At 69.1% G+C, this 17694-nt stretch carries 14 protein-coding genes; 11 read left to right on the forward strand and 3 right to left on the reverse strand.

Annotation, left to right across the window (positions count from 1 at the left end; genetic code table 11):
• Positions 1 to 82 precede the first annotated feature (82 nt).
• On the forward strand, positions 83 to 748 hold the full coding sequence (locus BJ980_RS10530; protein WP_179502245.1) for a hypothetical protein: 666 nt from the start codon (positions 83 to 85) through the stop codon (positions 746 to 748).
• 176 nt (positions 749 to 924) lie between these two features.
• Here BJ980_RS10530 and BJ980_RS10535 read toward each other — a convergent pair whose 3' ends face one another.
• Positions 925 to 1824, reverse strand: coding sequence for a sulfite exporter TauE/SafE family protein (locus tag BJ980_RS10535; RefSeq protein ID WP_179502246.1), 900 nt, complete (start codon positions 1822 to 1824; stop codon positions 925 to 927).
• 135 nt (positions 1825 to 1959) lie between these two features.
• A complete protein-coding gene (locus BJ980_RS10540) occupies positions 1960 to 2823 on the reverse strand; it encodes a PhzF family phenazine biosynthesis protein (RefSeq protein ID WP_179502247.1) in 864 nt (287 codons plus the stop codon).
• A 62-nt stretch (positions 2824 to 2885) separates the two neighbouring features.
• On the opposite strand from BJ980_RS10540, the gene BJ980_RS10545 reads away from it, so the two are divergent.
• The 10 genes from BJ980_RS10545 to BJ980_RS10590 all read left to right on the forward strand — a co-directional run bounded on the left by BJ980_RS10545 (position 2886) and on the right by BJ980_RS10590 (position 16745).
• Positions 2886 to 4085, forward strand: a complete 1200-nt coding sequence (locus tag BJ980_RS10545; protein ID WP_218855471.1) for an MFS transporter — start codon at positions 2886 to 2888, stop codon at positions 4083 to 4085.
• 12 nt (positions 4086 to 4097) lie between these two features.
• Positions 4098 to 4850: an IclR family transcriptional regulator gene (locus BJ980_RS10550; protein WP_179502248.1), complete on the forward strand. Its 753-nt coding sequence runs from the start codon at positions 4098 to 4100 to the stop codon at positions 4848 to 4850.
• Positions 4847 to 5902 carry a hypothetical protein gene (locus tag BJ980_RS10555; protein WP_179502249.1) on the forward strand — a complete coding sequence of 352 codons (1056 nt, stop codon included), beginning with the start codon at positions 4847 to 4849 and terminating at the stop codon, positions 5900 to 5902. The genes BJ980_RS10550 and BJ980_RS10555 overlap by 4 nt, the downstream gene beginning before the upstream one ends.
• Positions 5903 to 5959: 57 nt before the next feature.
• Positions 5960 to 8461 (forward strand): amidohydrolase family protein, encoded by a 2502-nt coding sequence (locus BJ980_RS10560; protein WP_179502250.1) that lies wholly within the window; start codon positions 5960 to 5962, stop codon positions 8459 to 8461.
• Between the two features lie 157 nt (positions 8462 to 8618).
• On the forward strand, positions 8619 to 12236 hold the full coding sequence (locus BJ980_RS10565) for a heterodisulfide reductase-related iron-sulfur binding cluster (RefSeq protein WP_179502251.1): 3618 nt from the start codon (positions 8619 to 8621) through the stop codon (positions 12234 to 12236).
• Between the two features lie 172 nt (positions 12237 to 12408).
• Positions 12409 to 12777, forward strand: a complete 369-nt coding sequence (locus tag BJ980_RS10570; RefSeq protein ID WP_179502252.1) for a hypothetical protein — start codon at positions 12409 to 12411, stop codon at positions 12775 to 12777.
• A 19-nt stretch (positions 12778 to 12796) separates the two neighbouring features.
• The gene (locus BJ980_RS10575; RefSeq protein WP_179502253.1) at positions 12797 to 15013 is read left to right on the forward strand and encodes a CocE/NonD family hydrolase; all 2217 of its coding nucleotides are present in this window, start codon (positions 12797 to 12799) and stop codon (positions 15011 to 15013) included.
• A 70-nt stretch (positions 15014 to 15083) separates the two neighbouring features.
• A complete protein-coding gene (locus BJ980_RS10580) occupies positions 15084 to 15641 on the forward strand; it encodes a toxin-antitoxin system HicB family antitoxin (RefSeq protein WP_179502254.1) in 558 nt (185 codons plus the stop codon).
• Positions 15642 to 15759: 118 nt separating this feature from the next.
• Positions 15760 to 16581: a DUF4097 family beta strand repeat-containing protein gene (locus tag BJ980_RS10585; protein ID WP_179502255.1), complete on the forward strand. Its 822-nt coding sequence runs from the start codon at positions 15760 to 15762 to the stop codon at positions 16579 to 16581.
• Between the two features lie 17 nt (positions 16582 to 16598).
• The gene (locus tag BJ980_RS10590) at positions 16599 to 16745 is read left to right on the forward strand and encodes a hypothetical protein (protein WP_179502256.1); all 147 of its coding nucleotides are present in this window, start codon (positions 16599 to 16601) and stop codon (positions 16743 to 16745) included.
• Position 16746: 1 nt separating this feature from the next.
• Here BJ980_RS10590 and BJ980_RS10595 read toward each other — a convergent pair whose 3' ends face one another.
• Positions 16747 to 17694 carry a siderophore-interacting protein gene (locus BJ980_RS10595; protein WP_343047778.1) on the reverse strand — a complete coding sequence of 316 codons (948 nt, stop codon included), beginning with the start codon at positions 17692 to 17694 and terminating at the stop codon, positions 16747 to 16749.

Below are 17694 nucleotides of genomic sequence, written 5' to 3' on the forward strand. Positions count from 1 at the left end.
GCGGACCACCGTCCGCCCGGCTCCACAACCCCGCACAACCACAGACATAGGGCCGACCGACCCGCGAAAGAGGTTGATCCACGTGGAAACCAAAACAATCGTGTTGATCGTCGTCATTGCCGTCGTAGTCCTGTTGGTGCTGGCCCTGCTGGGCTGGCTCGCCAGCCGCAAGAAGGCCGAGAATCGACGCGCCGAGGCGGCCGGGATGCGCTCCGAGGCCGCTGGCCGCGCGCAGTCGGTCCAGAGCAGCGACCAGGAGGCTCGCGCCGCGCAGGCCGAGGCCGAGCGCAAGCGCGTCGAGGCCGAGCGAGCCGAGGCCGAAGCCGAGGAGAAGCGCCGCGCCCTGGCCCAGGAGAACGCGGCCGTCGAGGACCAGGTCCGCGAGGCCGACCGTCTCGATCCCGACGTGAAGCACCGGGCCAAGGACTACGAGCCGCAGGTGCCGCAGGCCGGATCACATGCTGCTACTGGGTCGGCCACGCCGAATCAGCCGGCCTCCGGAGGCGAATACGGGGCGATGCCCGCCGCCGGACATGAGGCGACGCCCGCCGCCGGACACGAGGCGATGCCCGCCGCCGGACACGAGCCGAACCCGGCTGCTGGCGGGGCGGGTACGCACGCTGCTCCCCGTGCGATCCAGCACCCCGAGGGCACGGTGGTCAACGCGGACGGGACGCTGACCTATCCCGACGGCAGCCTGCGTAGCGCCGACGGCAGCCCGATCAACGTCAGTGGCCCCCACCCCTGATCCACCCCCGCTGACCCGTCGCGAATTCACATCCTGACCCTCGCCGGCCCGTCGTGAATTCACATTCTGATCCGCTTGGAATGTGAACAAGCGACGGGTCGGCGCATGTTCAAACGTCAACAAGCGACGGGTCGGCGCAGGGTGAAACGTCAACAAGTGACAGCTCGGCGAAGGGGTCAGACGGGGGCGAGTACGTCGGACCCGGCGGCCTCGGCGGCGGCTGCGGCGCGCTCCTGGCGTACGGCCCAGGTGATGCCGGCGATCCAGGCGACGAAGAGCGCCCCGACGATCCACCAGGTCAGCGACGAGGGGGAACCGGCGGCCTCGAGGATGGTGCGCGCATTGGTGACCACGATCAGTCCGCCGGCCGCGACACCCAGGACGCGGGCGGGGAGGATGCGGACCAGCCACGCGGCGATCGGTGCGGCGACAACGCCTCCGGCGAGCAGGGCGAGGGCATAGCCCCACTCGATGCCGGACGATCCCAGGGCGAGGATGAAGCCGAGGGATCCGCCGACGGCGACGACGAACTCCGAGGTGTCGATCGAGCCGACCACCTTGCGCGGCTCGAGTCGCCCCGAGGAGAGCAGTGAGGTGGTGCCGACGGGGCCCCAGCCTCCGCCACCGATCGCGTCGAGGGCGCCCCCGAAGAGGCCCATCGGCGCGAGGAACCGGACCGACGGCCGCTCCTTGAAGGTCGGTCGCTGCCCACCCAGGACCAGGAACCGATAGATCACGTAGACACCGAGGCCGAGCAGCAACGCACCGACCCACGGCTTGGCGGTGTCACCGTCGATGCTGACCAGGAAGGTCGCGCCGACGAAGGCGCCGACGAAGCCCGGGATCGCGAGGATCCCCACGGTGCGCCAGTCGACGTTGCCGAACTTAGCGTGCGAGAAACCGGAGACCAACGAGGTCCCGATCTCGGAGAAGTGCACCGCGGCCGACGCAGCGGCGGGCGCGAGACCGGCAGCCAGCAGCAGGGTCGAGGAGGTCACTCCATAGGCCATGCCCAGGGAGCCGTCGATGAGCTGGGCGAGGAGGCCGACGAAGCCCAGCACGAGCAGTTTCCGCATGGTGGCCCCATTCCGGTGGACATCGACAAAGTCGATAGGAGTGATAGGAATTGTTTGAATAGTAAGTTGGTAGGACTAATCACTCCAGCGGTCGTCCACGAAATGGACGCCGATTCCCCCACAATTGGGGACGGTTCAGAGTTGCAGCCGCCCGCTGATCACCGTCCGCGACGTACCGCCGACCCACAGCTCACCCTCGGCATTGCTGGAGATCCGTACGTCGCCCCGCCGGCCCAGCGCGGTCCCCTGCCGCACCGAGTAGGAGGCCGGGAGGACGCCCGCGCCCACCAGCCACACCGCTAGCCCCGCGTTGAGGCTTCCGGTCACCGGGTCCTCGGCCACCGAGAGCGACGGCACGAACGCCCGCACCTCGTAGTCCGCAGGCCCGCCCGGTCCGTGCGGCCCGATCACGCCGACCCGCAGGTCGCCCATCACCCCGAGATCCGGGTCGATCGCGAGCACGTCGTCAGCACTGCGGAGCAGCACGCCCAGCCAGCCGGGACCATTGTCGACCCAGTTGGCATCCACCACCCGATCGGGCGCGACACCCAGGGCGTCGACGGCCTGGGCGAGGGTCGCGTCGTCCACCGGCCCCGAGCGGAGCAGGTCGGGCGCCCGGAACGCCAGCCCCGACGGCGTACGCCGCAGGGTCACCAGCCCCAGGCCGCACTCCTGCACGATCACGTCCTCGGACGCCGGCACGCCACCCTGCTCGAGCCAGGCATGCGCACTGCCCAGCGTCGGGTGCCCGGCGAAGGGCAGCTCACGCGCGGGCGTGAAGATCCGCAGTCGATAGTCGGCGCGCGGATCGCTCGCCGGGAGCAGGAACGTCGTCTCGGACAGGTTGGTCCAGTTGGCGAAGGCGGCCATCTGCTCCTCGCTCATCCCGGTCGCGTCGTGGACCACGGCAACCGGGTTTCCGGTCAGCGGCTCGGGAGCGAACACATCGACCTGGGAGAAGGCGCGAGAGGGGCCCTGCGAGGAGGCATCGGCAGTCATCAGACCAGCCTAGAGGTCACCGCGAGACATCAAGCGCCGCTTTATGAGACGATTGAGTCCAGATGACGAACACCGCCACCAGCGAGATCACCGTCTCCAGCGCCCGACGCTGGGCGATGCTGGCTGCCAGCACGCTCGCCCAAGCCGCCGCGGCGGTGACGATCCACGGTCCTGCCTTCCTGATCCCTGTGCTCCACGAGCGGCGCGGCCTGAGCCTGGCCGAATCCGGCACCGTCGCCGCGGCCCCGACCCTGGGCGTGATGCTCACCCTGGTCGTCTGGGGTGCGGTCGTCGACCGGCGCGGGGAGCGGTTCGTCCTGATCGTCGGCCTGGCCGCAACTGCCGTGGCCGGCGTCCTCAGCGCGATGGCCGACAGCACCGCACTCCTGGCCCTCACCCTCTTCCTCGCCGGCGCGGCCGCAGCCAGCACCGCCTCTGCCAGCGGCCGCGTCGTGGTCGGCTGGTTCCCGCCCGAGCGACGCGGCCTGGCGATGGGCATCCGGCAGATGGCACAACCGGTCGGCGTGGGCGTGGGCGCCATCTCCATCGCCGTGATCGCAGACCGGCACGGCATCTCGACCGCCCTGTGGGTGCCGACGCTGGCAGCCCTTGTGGCCTTGGCCATCACCGCAGCGGTGGTCCTCGACCCGCCTCGGCCTGCCCGCACCGATGCCGAGCACGTCGCCAATCCCTACCGCACCGACGGATTCCTGGCCCGGATCCACGGCGTCTCGGTGCTCCTGGTCGTCCCCCAGTTCCTGGTCTGGACCTTCGCGCTGGTCTGGCTCACCGACGACCGCGACTGGTCCCCGGCTGCCGCCGGGGCGCTGGTCGGGGCCTCACAGGTCGTCGGCGCCCTCGGCCGGATCGCGGCCGGTCAGCTCTCCGACATGGTCCGGAGCCGCCTGCGCCCACTGCGCTGGGTCGCCATCGCGGCCGCACTCAGCATGGGTGCGCTCGGCCTGACCGCCCACCTGGACTGGGGCATCGCCGTCGCGCTGATGGTGCTGGCCACCACCGTCACGGTCGCCGACAACGGCCTCGCCTTCACCGCGGTCGCAGAGCGAGCCGGCCCGTTCTGGTCCGGCCGCGCGCTCGGCGCCCAGAACACCGCGCAATATCTCGCGGCCTCGGCCGTTCCGCCGATCGCCGGTCTGGTCGTGACCCAGTGGGGCTATGCCGCCACCTTCGCCGTCGCGGCACTCTTCCCTCTGATCGCCGTGGCGCTGGTGCCGGTCCGCGATGAGCGCGCCCTGACCTGACACGATCAGGCCATGAGCCAGGTCCCGGCAGCCTCCCGCGCGCTGCGCGTGCTGCGCTTCCTGGCCGAGCAACCGGGCCCGGTGCCGCTGGACCGGATCCAGCAGGCGCTCGGCCTGCCGCGCAGCACGGCGTACCACCTGATCAACACGATGATCGACGAGGGCTTCGTGACCCACCTGGTCGACGAGAAGCGCTACGGCCTGGGCGTCGCGGCGTTCGAGGTCGGCAGCGGCTACACGCGCCAGGCACCGTTGCAGCGGATCTCGCGCCGACCCCTCGCCGAGCTTGTCGACCGCACCGGCCAGAGCGCCCACCTCGCCGTCCTGCACGGCCGCGACGTGCTCTACGTGATCGAGGAACGCGCCCCCGGCCGGCCGCCGCTGGTCACCGACGTCGGCGTCCGCCTCCCCGCACACCTGACCGCCAGCGGTCGGGCGATCCTCGCTGCGCTGCCGGCGGCCCAGGTCCGGGCGACCTACCCGGACAAGTCGGCCTTCGTCGACCGGCACGGCAAGGGCCCCAGCGGTCCGCGCGAGCTCGCCACCCTGCTCCAGGAGACCCGCCAACGCGGTCACGCCACCGAGGACGGCGAGGTCACCCCCGGCTTCGCGAGCGTCGCCGCCGCGGTCCTCGACCACAACGGCTACCCCGCTGCCGGGGTAGCGATCACGCACGCCAGCGAGACTCCCGATCCCAGCCACGCCGAGGCGGTACGTCGTACCGCGGCCGAGCTGACCCGGCGCCTGGGCGGGCGACCACGATGATGCGCAGCCTGTGGCTCGAGGACACCGGCTTCGTCGCCGTGCACCCGCGGTTCGGGCTGCGGCCCAAGGATTACCAGGAAGCGGTGCACGCGCGCAGACTGAGTCTTCAGGGCCCGGGGCCGGAACCTTCCCCACCTCTGCGCCTGTCACTGGGGGCAAGGCCCCTGACCGCGATCACGATCGGGGCTGCGGCGGGAGCCGTGGCCAGCTCGGGGACGTTCGCGGTCGGGCTCCCGACGTGGACCATGCCCTTCTGGGTGGCCGGCACCTGGATGGCTGCCAGGGCGACGCAGATCGCGTCGAGGGAGAGCGACGGACAACCGGTGACCCGTGACGACGTCGTGCAGGGTGACCGAGCGCGCGCCGCGCTGGGCGACCTGACCATGTCGGACGTGATCAGCATGCGGCAGATCCCTGACGAGTGCGTCAACGAGTTCAAGCGGCTGATCACCCTGGCCAACTTCGCGACACCCGAGGAGCTCGATGAGGCCCTGGCTCGGCTCCACCGCGAAGCCACTCGGATGGTCGCCGGCACCTGGCGCGACCCGGTGGCCGGGGTGATCGAGCCCGAACCCCCGCGGCGCCCGGCGCTCCCCCGCGACACCCGGCAGCGCAACGACTGGGCCAAGGCACTGATCGACCACGACGCGGTCGAGCAGGAGTGGGCGGCGATCGTGCTCGACCGGTTCGCCGTGCTCGAGGTCCCGCTCCTGCTCGACGTGAAGCAGCCGGAGACCGCCGCGTTCATCGATGCCTATGCCCGGGCCCAGGACTTCCGAGCCGTGCACGGCCGGTTCTTCGACCCCGCTCTCGAGCCGGAGTACGTCGACCTCGTGCGCGCCGCTGTCGAGACCTGGACGACCGCGCAGCGCACCGCACGCGAGGTCGGGCTGCAGTTCCTGCCCAAGGCCGAGCAGAGCCTGGTTCGCAAGGCGATCAAGATGCTGGCCCAGGCCGAGGACCCGACGCGACCCGTCGCGGCGCGAGTCCACGCTGCCCGCCGGGCGGCACGCCTATTGGCAAAGGTGCACACAGTCGTCCTGCCCAAATGACTCCTCGGCCTTGGTGGTCACGGGTGACCTGGGCCACGCTGGGTCGTTGGTGCATTCATGAAGTCGACGCACACTCCCGAGAAGCTGAGGCTGTTGATCGCCTCGGCTCTGGGCACGGTCCTCGTTGCGACGGTCGCCGTCGTGCCCTCCTTCCGGTTCGAGGACACCACCTCGCTGGCCGACACCTATGAGGCGTCGCGCCCGGTCCAGGCCGACGACGGGCACTGGCACGAGCACGACCCGGCGCGCAAGAACGACCTGAGCCAGTCCGACGAGATGCAGGCCGACGTTCAGGCCGACGTTCAGGCCGGGGCGACCAGTGCCTCCACCACGGACCCGACGACGGCGTCCGAGGCGCGGGAGAACGCGGCGTACGTCGCCAGGAGTCGCACCAGCAAGGACCCCGAGCTGCTCCCGGCTTCCTTCACGTCCCCGCGTCGCACCGTGCCCGAGAGCCGCTATGCCGTCGCAGGTGGCTGCTATGCGCTGAACGGCCAGAAGATCACCTTCCGGGCCACCGACCTGGGCGTGCACCTGCTCTACACGACCAGGCGCACATTCGTGACCGGCAACCTCGGCACCCAGGTCATCCTCGCCAAGAAGCCCACGCGCCTTGCCGAGTGGACCACCCAGCGCACCAGCAAGGGCTTCACCTTCCGCCTCCACGACGGCCGCTACCTGGCGACTCGTGGCAAGACCCTGGTCGCGACGAAGGCTCCGGGCTACTTCCAGCTCCGCAGGACGACCGGCTGTACGTCGTACCCCGAGGTCCAGGTCAACGTGCAGGGCGCCCCGCACAAGGGCACGACGTCCTACCAGGAGGTGCGCGGCTATGTGGACGCGCACGTGCACGGGATGGCCTTCGAGTTCCTCGGCGGCAGCGTGCACTGCGGTCGGCCGTGGCACAAGTATGGTCCCGAGTTCGCGCTCAAGGACTGCCTCGACCACGAGATGACCGGCGGCAAGGGCGCGCTGCTGGAGAGCGTCCTGTCCGGCGAGCCGGCCCACGACCCGGTCGGCTGGCCGACGTTCAAGGACTGGCCGGCGCCCAAGTCGCTGACCCACGAGGGCACCTACTACAAGTGGACCGAGCGTTCCTGGCGTGGTGGCCAGCGCCTGCTGGTCAACCTGCTCGTGGAGAACGGCAAGCTGTGCCAGATCTATCCGCTGAAGCGGAACTCCTGCGACGACATGAAGTCCGCCAAGCTGCAGGCCAAGGACATGCGCCTGCTCGAGCGCTACATCGACGCGCAGTACGGCGGCCCCGGCAAGGGTTGGTACCGCATCGTCACCAGCCCCTGGCAGGCCCGCAAGGTGATCAACGAGGGCAAACTCGCCGTGGTGATGGGGGTCGAGGTCTCCATCCCGTTCGGCTGCACGATGAAGCTCGACGTCGCGCAGTGCGACAAGGCATCGATCACCCGACAGCTCGACGAGCTCTATGACCTCGGCGTGCGGCAGATGGAGCTGGTCAACAAGTTCGACAACGCCCTGGCCGGCGTGGCCGGCGACGAGGGCGCGATCGGCCCGCTGGTGAACGCCGCCAACTTCCTCGAGACCGGCACCTTCTGGAACATGGCGCACTGCGAGCCGGAGGACGGCGAGTCGGCCGACAAGGCCCAGCTCGCCCTGCCCGATCTCAGCGGCGGGGCGCAGGACGCCCTGTTCGGGGCGTTGGTCAAGGTCGCCGGTCTCGGGCTGCCCGCGCTGCCCCTGTATGGCACACCCCTGCACTGCAACCAGCGCGGCCTGACCGACCTGGGCAGCTATGCCGTCGACCTGATGATGTCGAGGAAGATGCTGATCGACCCCGACCACATGAGCGTGAAGGCCCGCCAGGCGACGTTGACCCAGCTGGAGCAGGCGAACTACTCCGGCGTCGTCTCCAGCCACTCCTGGTCCACGCCGGACGCCTACCCGCGGATCTACAAGCTGGGTGGCTTCGTGGCCCCGATGGCCGGCGACTCGACCGGGTTCTACGAGAAGTGGCAGCGCCACCTCGGCTGGGCCGATTCGCGCTACTACTTCGGCTTCGGGTTCGGTGCCGACATCAACGGCCTCGCCGAGCAGGCGGAGCCGCGTGGCGCCGCGGTGAAGAACAAGGTCAACTACCCCTTCACCGGGATCAACGGGATCAGGATCGACAAGCAGGTCAGCGGCAAGAGGACCTATGACATCAACGTCGACGGCGTCTCGCACTACGGGCTCTACCCGGACTGGGTCGAGGACCTGCGCAGGATCGGCGGCTCCGAGAACGGTGCCGCGATCGTCGAGGACATGAGCCGCGGCGCCGAGGCCTACCTGCAGACCTGGGAGCGCGCGCAGGGCGTCAAGGCCGACTCGTGCCGCAACCCCGACCTGCGTCGGGCGACCAGCACCTGGAAGAGGTCGGTGACCAGGGGGATGACCAGCACCCAGCTGATCAAGGCCCTGGGCCAGCCCTACACCCGCCTCGGTACGACGTACACCTTCTGCGCCAAGACCTCGACGCGCAGCAGGGTGCCGGTGAGCGTCTCGCTGAGCCCGGGAGGACGTGTGCTGAGCACCCGGTTCGGTTGAGACACGGGTGAGGCTCGGCCCAGAACTCATCAGTGACTACCCCGCAGTAGGATTCGGCTCACACACCTGAGCCACTGACAGTTCCGCCACACCGCAATAGGCTCAGGCCTTGCGTCCTGGACACAGGACGCGTTTGACGACGAGGAGCCGTTCTTCCATGCAGATCTTCGCCATTGTGGTGTCGCTGGCCGTGTCGGTCGTGGCCGTCGTGATGACCGTCCGGGCGGTGCGCTCGATGCTGGCCACCATCAGGATCGGCCAACCGGCCCTGAACCGCAGCGACCAGCCACTGAGCCGCACCCTGACCATGCTCAAGGAGACGGTCCTCCACACGAGGATGCTCCAGTGGACGTGGGTGGGCATCCTGCACTGGTTCGCCTTCGCCGCCTTCATCGTCCTCTCGACCGCGGTGGCCCAGGCGTTCTTCCAGCTCTTCGACGCCGAGTTCGCATGGCCGCTCATCGGTCACTGGATCGTCTATGAGTGGATCAGCGAGATCATCGGTCTCCTCGGCGCGCTCGCGATCCTCCCGCTCTTCGTCTACCGCGTGATCAAGCGCCCCTCGACCAACGGTCGCCAGAGCCGCTTCTTCGGCTCGACGATGTGGCAGGCCTACTTCGTCGAGGCGATGGTCTTCCTGGAGAGTTCGGCGATCATCTTCATCCGCGCCGCGGAGTACAAGCACGTCGACGGTGCAGAAGCCTCGCACTTCCCGATCAGCCACCTGATCAGCGGTCTCTACCCCGACTCGCACTCCTCGCTCGAGAACATCATCTACTTCATCGCGATGGTCAAGATCGTCTCCGCGATGGCCTGGCTGATGGTGATCGCCTCCAACCTGACGATGGGTGTCGCCTGGCACCGCTTCACCGCGTGGTTCAACATCTGGTTCAAGCGGGAGTCCTCGGGTGGCACCGCGCTGGGCGCCCTGAAGCCGCTGACCAGCAACGGCAAGGCGATCACGCTCGACGACATCGACGACCTCGACGAGGACTCCACCCTCGGCGTCGGCTCCATCGAGGACTTCTCCTGGAAGGGCATCCTCGACTTCACCACCTGCACCGAGTGTGGCCGCTGCCAGTCGCAGTGCCCGGCCTGGAACACCGAGAAGCCGCTGTCGCCCAAGCTGTTGATGATGGGCCTGCGCGAGCACGCCTATGCCAAGGCTGGTGCGCCGGCTGCCGACTCCGAGGGTCAGTCCGAGGCCGAGCAGCGCACGCTGATCGGCAAGACCGACCACGACAGCGACGGCAGCGGCACCGACGTCACGGACTGGTTCTACAACCCCGAGGGTGGCGACTTCGTCATCGACGAGGACGTGCTCTGGAGCTGTACGTCGTGTGGTGCCTGTGTCCAGCAGTGCCCGGTGGACATCGAGCACGTCGACCACATCGTCGACATGCGTCGCTACCAGGTGCTGGTGGAGTCCAACTTCCCCGCCGAGCTCAACCAGCTCTTCAAGGGCCTGGAGAACAAGGGCAACCCGTGGAACATGTCCGCCTCTGCGCGGATGGACTGGGCCAGGGACCTGCCGTTCGACGTCAAGGAGGTCGGCAAGGACATCGAGGACCTCGAGTCCGTCGACTGGCTGTTCTGGGTCGGCTGCGCCGGCGCCTACGAGGACCGCGCCAAGAAGACCACCCGCGCTGTCGCGGAGCTGCTCGACATGGCCGGCGTGAGCTTCGGTGTGCTCGGCAACGGTGAGACCTGCACCGGCGACCCGGCCCGTCGTGCCGGCAACGAGTTCGTCTTCCAGGGCCTTGCCGCCCAGAACGTCGAGACGTTCAAGGAGTTCAAGGTCAAGAAGGTCGTCTCGACCTGTGCGCACTGCTTCAACACCTTGAAGAACGAGTACAAGGACTTCGGCATCGAGCTCGAGGTCGTGCACCACACCCAGCTGCTCAACCGCCTCGTGCGCGAGGGCAAGTTGACTCCGGTCAAGGAGGGTGCCGGCGCCGAGAAGCGCTCGATCACCTACCACGACCCGTGCTTCCTGGGCCGTCACAACCAAGTCTACTCGCCGCCGCGCGAGCTGCTGCAGATCCTGCCCGGCGCAGAGGTCAAGGAGATGCCCCGCAACTCCGAGAAGTCCTTCTGCTGTGGTGCCGGTGGTGCCCGCATGTGGATGGAAGAGACCATCGGCGAGCGGATCAACGTCAACCGGACCAAGGAAGCCGTCGCCACCGGCGCCGACCAGATCGCGGTCGGCTGCCCGTTCTGCCGCGTGATGCTGTCCGACGGCCTGACCTCCGAGCAGGCCAACGGTGGCGCTCGCGAAGAGGTCGAGGTCCTCGACGTCGCACAGATGCTGCTGGCATCGGTGAAGGGCGAGGTCGCCACGCGCGTCCGCAAGCCCGAGGCGAAGAAATCGGTCGCGACCAAGGCCGAGCCCGCGGCCGGTGACGTCACCCAGAGCGAGTCGACGGTGACCAAGACCGAGGACGTCGGCGCAGCAGCCGAGGCTTCGGGTGGCTCGTCGCTCTTCGACGCTCCTGCCGACTCGGCTCCGGCCAAGTCCTCGGGTGGCTCGCTCTTCGACACCCCGGCAGACTCCGCCCCCGCGGAGAAGCCCGCCGAGGAACCGGCCCAGAAGCCTGCCGCCTCCGGTGGCTCGCTGTTCGACCTCGAGGCGGACGCCCCGGCGGAGAAGCCTGAAGCGAAGGCTGAGGCGAAGCCTGCCTCCGAGTCTGCTCCGAAGTCCGAGTCGAAGCCTGCTGCAGGTGGCACCGACCTGGGTGGCGGCGGATCGCTCTTCGACATTGCCGAGGAGAAGCCCGCGGCCAAGGCCGAGCCGAAGACCGAAGCCGCGGCGAAGCCTGCAGCGGAGGAGGCGAAGGCCCCGGCCCCCGCCCCTGCCCAGGACGTGGACCTCGGCTCGGGTGGCTCGCTCTTCGACATCGAGGCGAGCGAGCCGGCACCGGCAGCGAAGTCGGAGCCCGCAGCTGCGGAGGACGCGCCCGCAGAGGCAGAGGTTGCCGACGCAGATGTCGCGCAGGCCCCGGCCGAAGAAGCACCCGTCAAGGAAGCACCGGCCCAGACTGCTGGCGCCACCGGCTCTGCCTCCACTCCGAAGACCGATGTCGACCTGAACTCGGGTGGTTCGCTCTTCGACATCGAGGCGCCTGCTGAGACGCCCGCGGCCAAGGCAGCTCCTGCCCCCGCCCCGGACGCTGAGAAGTCGGACGCCGGAACCCCGGCCGCAGCGGAGAGCCCGAAGGCTGATGCGCCGCAGTCGAGCGGAGCGAGCTCCACTCCGGCCACGGACGTGGACATCTCCAGCATGGGCTCGCTCTTCGACATCGAGGCGCCCGCGGCCACCGCCGCACCTGCTCCGGCTGCTGCTGCACCTGCCGCAGCGCCCGAGCCGGCTGCTGCGGAGGCTGAGGAGACGACCGAGGCCAAGGCCGAGGTTGCGCCAGAGCCCGAAGCAGAGGCAGCGCCCGCAGCAGAGGCTGAGACTGAGTCCGAAGCTGGGTCCGAAGAGGCTGGGTCCGAAGAGGCCGCAGCACCCGCCCCGACCGGTGCCGAGGTCTCGCAGGCCGCCAGCCAGGCGTCCCCCGAGCCCGAGTCGGCGCCCAAGGACCAGGAAGAGCCCGAGCCCGCCACGCCTGAAGCACAAGCCGACGCAGACACCGAGTCGGAGCCTGAGCCCGAAGCCGAGTCCGAAGCAGGGCCGGCAGCCGAGGAGGTCCCCGCGGCTCCCAAGGCCTCTGGCGAGGCCAACACGCCCAAGCAGGCGAACATCAACGAGGCCGGATCACTCTTCGACCTCTGAGACACCCGCACAGCGCAAGAACGCCCGGCCCCGGAACTTCGGGGCCGGGCGTTCTGCTTCCTCCGCCGATGCCTCCGGACAGTGACGCAAGTCGCTGCTGCCGAACCCGTGACGCAACCCCGCCCGCCTCGTTGACTCATCGAATCCAACTACGGGGCAAAGGGGAACTGGCATGGAGCTGATCGCGATCGAGATGGCCGAACTGACCCGGCGCTCACGCTCGATCCTCCTCAACCACTCCGACCTCGCCCTCGACCGCGGCCTCGACCCGGACGAGCGCGTGGTGCTGTGGGACTCGATCTCGGGTGACTACCACTCCGGACAGGTCCTCGACGTCGACTTCACCCTGAACGACACGACGTACCGCTTCGACATCGGCATCCGGCTCCCCGACGAGCTCGCCCTGGCCCGGCTGACCGGCGTCACCTCGGCGGGTCACCAGATCACCACCCAGCAGGTCATCGAGCTCCTCGACAGCCTCCGTGCCGACACTCCCGTCGCGTCCTCCTCGGGTGCCCTGCGAGGGCTTGCCCAGAACTGAATCCGGAGCTCAGCCCGACATGCTCATCCGGCGTACGACGTCCTCGCTCATTGCTGCTCTCTCGGCCTGTGCCCTGCTCGTTGCCGGGACGCTGACACCGGCCGAAGCCGGCCCCATCACCAGCACAACCGGTCAAACAACCGGCAACTGGGTGGCTGCCGCCGTGCCGACCAAGGAGCCGGGCGGCAACACCTCCTGGGCGCCTCGCGGCGAGGACTACCCGAGCACCAAGACGTTGACCGACCTGGCGATCCCGATGTCGGACGGCACCGTCCTGCGCGGCGACCTGGTCGTTCCTGCGGATGCGGACGGCAACGCGATCGACGAGAAGTTCCCCGTCATCGTCACCATCACCGCCTACAACAAGAGCGCCCAGCAGTACGCCGGCGGCCTGGCTGGTGGCGACTCGTCCTACCTGGTCAAGCGGGGTTATCTCCAGCTGACCGTCGACGCCCGCGGCACCGGCAGCTCCGAGGGCACCTGGGAGGCGTTCGCTGCTCGCGAGAACCAGGACGCCGGCGAGATCATGACCTGGGCCCACGAGCAGGAGTGGTCCAACGGCAACACGGCCATGGCCGGTCCTTCCTACATGGGCATCAGCCAGCTGTGGGCGGCATCGGCACAGCCCCCGGGCCTCAAGGCGCTCTTCCCGCAGGTTCCCGGTGCGGACGTCTATCGCGATGTCGTGATGTCCGGTGGCCAGATCGACGTCGGCTTCATCCCGCTGTGGATGGGCCTGGTCACCACGACCGGCCTCATCCCTCCGGCGGTGACCGCGAGCGACCCGTCGTCCGGCCTGACTGCGCTGCTCTCCCACATCGGCGGCGCCCTGACCTTCACCGCCCCGACCTTGGTCGAGGCGCTGCTCGGCGGCGACCTCACCTATGACGAGGAGTTCTACGACGAGCGCAGCGTGATCGACGTGATCGACAAGGTGAAGGCGCCGACGTTCTTCATCGCCGGCGAATATGACCTGTTCCAGCGCGGCACCCCACTGCTCTTCGAGAACCTGAACAAGCGCGGCATCCCGACCAAGATGATCGTTGGGCCGTGGGACCACCTCGAGGGATCCTCCGGCGAGCACGTCGGCGACGCCGGCGAGGGCACGCTGGCCGAGCTCCAGCTGCGGTGGTTCGACCACTACGTCAAGGGTGTCGAGGACCCAGCCCTCGACACGGACATCGCGCCCCTGACCTACTACGAACAGGGCACCGGCAAGTGGCGCACCAGCGACAAGTGGATCGGCGACCAGCTCAAGGCAACGACGTACCGTCTCTCCGGCTCTGCCACCACCGGCAACAAGAAGGGCGGCCTGACCACCGGCACCCCCGCCGATGGCACCGCCGATGTGCTGCCGATCCCGGTCGCCGGACTCTGCTCGCGCTCGATGAGCCAGTGGACGGCCGGGCTGCCCAACGCCACCGGGCTGTTCAGCGCCTGCCTGGAGAACAACAAGGTCAACGATTCCGCTGGGGTGGTCTTCGAGACCGCTCCGGTCACCACGCCCGTCGAGATGCAGGGCCCGATCAACGCCCGGCTCTACGTCGAGTCCACCAGCGGTGACGGCATGCTCGCGGTGGCCGTCGAGGACGTGGCTCCCGACGGCAAGGTCAGCCGGCTGACCGGAGGCTGGCAGGTGATCTCGTTCCGCGAGCTCGACAAGGCGAAGTCGCGTTATCTCAACGGCCAGTTGATCCAGGCCCATCACCCGTTCACGCGGGCCTCGAAGAAGAAGCTCGCCAGGGGCGAGATCGCCCCGGTCGACGTGGAGGTCTTCCCGACCGGTGCGGCGATCCAGAAGGGCCACCGGTTGCGACTCTCGGTCCAGGCCTTCGACGTGCCGCACCTGCTGGCTCCGATCGGGGACCTGCTGAGCACGCTGACGGTGATCAAGATCCACAACTCCGCCACGCACCCCTCCGCGCTGACCCTGCCGACGCTGCGCACCAAGGTCTCCTCGAGGACGACCATCTCGCTGACGAAGTCGACCACCACGCGGAGCCAGTCCAACCAGGTCCGGGTGTCGGTCAGCGCGACCGGCGAGAAGCCGACGGGCAAGGTCCAGGTGCGTCTCGACGGCAAGTTGATCCGCACCGCGTCACTCGTCTGGGGCAGGACCACGATCACCCTGCCGAAGCAGAAGAGGACCGGCAGGCACACGGTCAAGGTGACCTACACCGGGTCGACGTACACCGGCTCTTCCAGTTCTTCCAAGACTTGGACCGTACGACGCTGACACCACCCCACGTGCATGTGACATCACAATAGGGTTGTCATGACGTCACAGTGATGTCATAGTGGTGCACATGGACATCACGCCGTACGTCGACAGCCTCCGCCGGGACCTCGTGGCCGCGGCCGAGGCCGGCGACGCCGACATCAAGGCCGCCGCGGAGCGGTTGGTCATGGCGCTCGACCCGTCAGCCCGACTGGCGCTGATGGAGGCCATCTCCCACGCCGCCAGCGAGATCACCGCCGAGATGCCGACCGGCTCGGTCGACGTCCGGCTCAACGGACGCGAGCTGGACTTCGTCGTGCAGGGCGCGATCCCCGTGCCGCCGGCCGCACCGGCCCCACCTCCGGCACCCGCGCTCGACGAGGACGCCGGGGACGGCGCGCTGGCCCGGGTCACGCTCCGCATCCCCGAGTCGGTCAAGACCCGCGCAGAGGAGCGCGCCGCCAAGGCCGGCATCTCGCTCAACACCTGGCTGGTCAACGTGGTCCGCTCCGCCACCACGAGCGAAGACGCGATCAACGTCAACATCGACCTCTCGAGCCTGCCGTTCCTCGGCAGGGACCAGTTCGACGACCCCTTCGGCCGCGGCCCCAACCGGGGCAACCGCCGGATGTCCGGCTGGGTCTGACCAGCAGCTGACCCCCACCCACACACCATGGACCGGCCACGAGCCGGCCCAGTCCTCGAGCACACCCAAAAACACACCCACAACACACCCAAACGCACCGCACCAGAGGGAGACCCCCATGGAACGCACCTTCGACACCCCAGAGCCCGTGCACCTCTACGTCGAGATCGCCAGCGGCACCTTGACCATCGAGGCCACCGACACCACCACCACGCACGTACAGGTCACCGGCGAGGAGGCCGACGACGTCACCGTGGCCCAGGACGGTGGCCAGATCAGCATCATCGCCCAGCGGCGCAGCGGCTTCCTGGGCCGCCGTGACGGCCACCTCCACGTGAGCGTGGCCCTGCCCACCAGCTCGGCGCTGGCCACCAAGACCGGGTCGGCCGACCAGACCGCGACCGGCATCTTCGGCGTGGTCCGGGCCAAGTCGGGCTCGGGCGAGATCCGGATCGACGTGGCCGGGGGCACCACCGCCATCGACACCGGCTCGGGTGACGTCACCGTCGCCGAAGCGCGCGGCGACCTGCGGTGCAAGTGCGGGTCGGGCGACGTCAGGATCGGCCTCGCGCAGGGGATGACAGCGATCTCCACCGGCAGCGGCGACATCGAGGTCGCCCGGGCCGAAGCCAACCTGGCCACCAAGACCGGCTCCGGCAACATCCGGGTCGGCCGCACGGGCGCCGACCTGGCCACCAGCACGGCCAGTGGCGACGTCGCGATCGACCTGTTCGAGGCCGGCGGCCTGGTCACGCGCACCGCCAGCGGTGACGTGCGGGTCGGCGTACCCTCCGGAATCCCGGTGTGGACGGACGTCTCGACCGTCAGCGGTCGCGTGCGCTCGAATCTCGAGGGCGCCGGCCAGCCCAAGGACGGGGAGCCCTATCTGGAGCTCCGCGTCACCACCGTCTCCGGGGACATCGTCCTCGACCAACGTTGAGCAGAGAGGAGATCGTCATGGAGAACTTCGACAACGCCTCCGCCGCACTCGCCCGCGCCCAGCGAGCGGAGCGGCTGCGGATCGCACGACAGCCGCGACTCCCGCGCCCGCGTCGGCGGGGCATGGGGCATCGCTCGCGCTACAACGACCAGCTGGAGAACTGACTCAGGAGCGCATCGCGACGCCATGGCGCCAGTAGCCCATGAAGCAGACCTGGCTGCGGTCCACCTCGAGCTCCTTGACCAGGGCCCGCCGCAGCGTGGTGACCACGCGTGACTCACCGGCGATCCAGGCATAAATGCCGGCCAGGTCGTGGCCGACGACCTGGGTCGATGCGATCTGCTCACCCGAGGAGGAGTGGGTCGGGGTCTCCCACAGGTCCGGGTCCACGGCGTCCTCGGGGGCCAGCTCGACGGTGGCCTCGAGGCCGAAGTGCTCACGCACCGCGACAATCGTGGGTACGCCGTGCGCCTGGCCGTTGCGCGGCAGCCAGACGACCCTGACACCCTCGGGGCCCTTGAGGTCCTGGATGTCGGCGGTCACGGGGACCTCGAGGAAGACCGTTCCTCGCATCGAGGGCGCCAGGTGCTCGAGGATGCTGGCCACGGCCGGGACCGCGGTCTCGTCGCCGACCAGGAGCAGGTTGGTGCAGGTGCCGGGGTCGAACTCGATCCCACCGAAGAACTGGCCGCGGCGCGGGGCCAGGATGACCAGCCGGTCGCCGACCTTCGCCTGCGAGGCCCACGTCGAGCCCGGGCCGGTGGCACCCTCGGCGAGGTGCAGCACGAAGTCGACCACCAGGCGGGTGTCGGCGCCGGTGCCGCGCAGCTCGCGGATCGTGTAGGTGCGCATGGTGCCGCGCTCGTCCTCGGGGATGTCCATCCAGGTGGTGAACCAGGACTCGTCGGCGCCCTCGAACGAGGCCAGCTCGCCGGCAGCGTTCGGGAAGATCACCTTGATCCGCTGGTCATAGAGCTTGCCGTCCACGCCCAGGTCCGCCAGCTCGTCGGCGGCGAAGACGACGCGGACGAAGTTCGGGCTGAGCCGCTGCGCCTCGACGACCTCGATCTCGGTGAGGATCATCGGGAGCTTGTGGGTGGCAGTGCTGGTCAC

Origin of the sequence: Nocardioides daedukensis, assembly GCF_013408415.1 — a bacterium.
Taxonomy (GTDB): domain Bacteria; phylum Actinomycetota; class Actinomycetes; order Propionibacteriales; family Nocardioidaceae; genus Nocardioides; species Nocardioides daedukensis.

Coding starts and splice junctions, on each gene's coding strand:
- BJ980_RS10535 (WP_179502246.1), bottom strand. CDS start 1,824: ATGCGGAAACTGCTCGTGCTGGGCTTCGTCGGCCTCCTCGCCCAGCTC.
- BJ980_RS10540 (WP_179502247.1), bottom strand. CDS start 2,823: ATGACTGCCGATGCCTCCTCGCAGGGCCCCTCTCGCGCCTTCTCCCAG.
- BJ980_RS10545 (WP_218855471.1), top strand. CDS start 2,886: ATGACGAACACCGCCACCAGCGAGATCACCGTCTCCAGCGCCCGACGC.
- BJ980_RS10550 (WP_179502248.1), top strand. CDS start 4,098: ATGAGCCAGGTCCCGGCAGCCTCCCGCGCGCTGCGCGTGCTGCGCTTC.
- BJ980_RS10555 (WP_179502249.1), top strand. CDS start 4,847: ATGATGCGCAGCCTGTGGCTCGAGGACACCGGCTTCGTCGCCGTGCAC.
- BJ980_RS10560 (WP_179502250.1), top strand. CDS start 5,960: ATGAAGTCGACGCACACTCCCGAGAAGCTGAGGCTGTTGATCGCCTCG.
- BJ980_RS10565 (WP_179502251.1), top strand. CDS start 8,619: ATGCAGATCTTCGCCATTGTGGTGTCGCTGGCCGTGTCGGTCGTGGCC.
- BJ980_RS10570 (WP_179502252.1), top strand. CDS start 12,409: ATGGAGCTGATCGCGATCGAGATGGCCGAACTGACCCGGCGCTCACGC.
- BJ980_RS10575 (WP_179502253.1), top strand. CDS start 12,797: ATGCTCATCCGGCGTACGACGTCCTCGCTCATTGCTGCTCTCTCGGCC.
- BJ980_RS10580 (WP_179502254.1), top strand. CDS start 15,084: ATGGACATCACGCCGTACGTCGACAGCCTCCGCCGGGACCTCGTGGCC.
- BJ980_RS10585 (WP_179502255.1), top strand. CDS start 15,760: ATGGAACGCACCTTCGACACCCCAGAGCCCGTGCACCTCTACGTCGAG.
- BJ980_RS10590 (WP_179502256.1), top strand. CDS start 16,599: ATGGAGAACTTCGACAACGCCTCCGCCGCACTCGCCCGCGCCCAGCGA.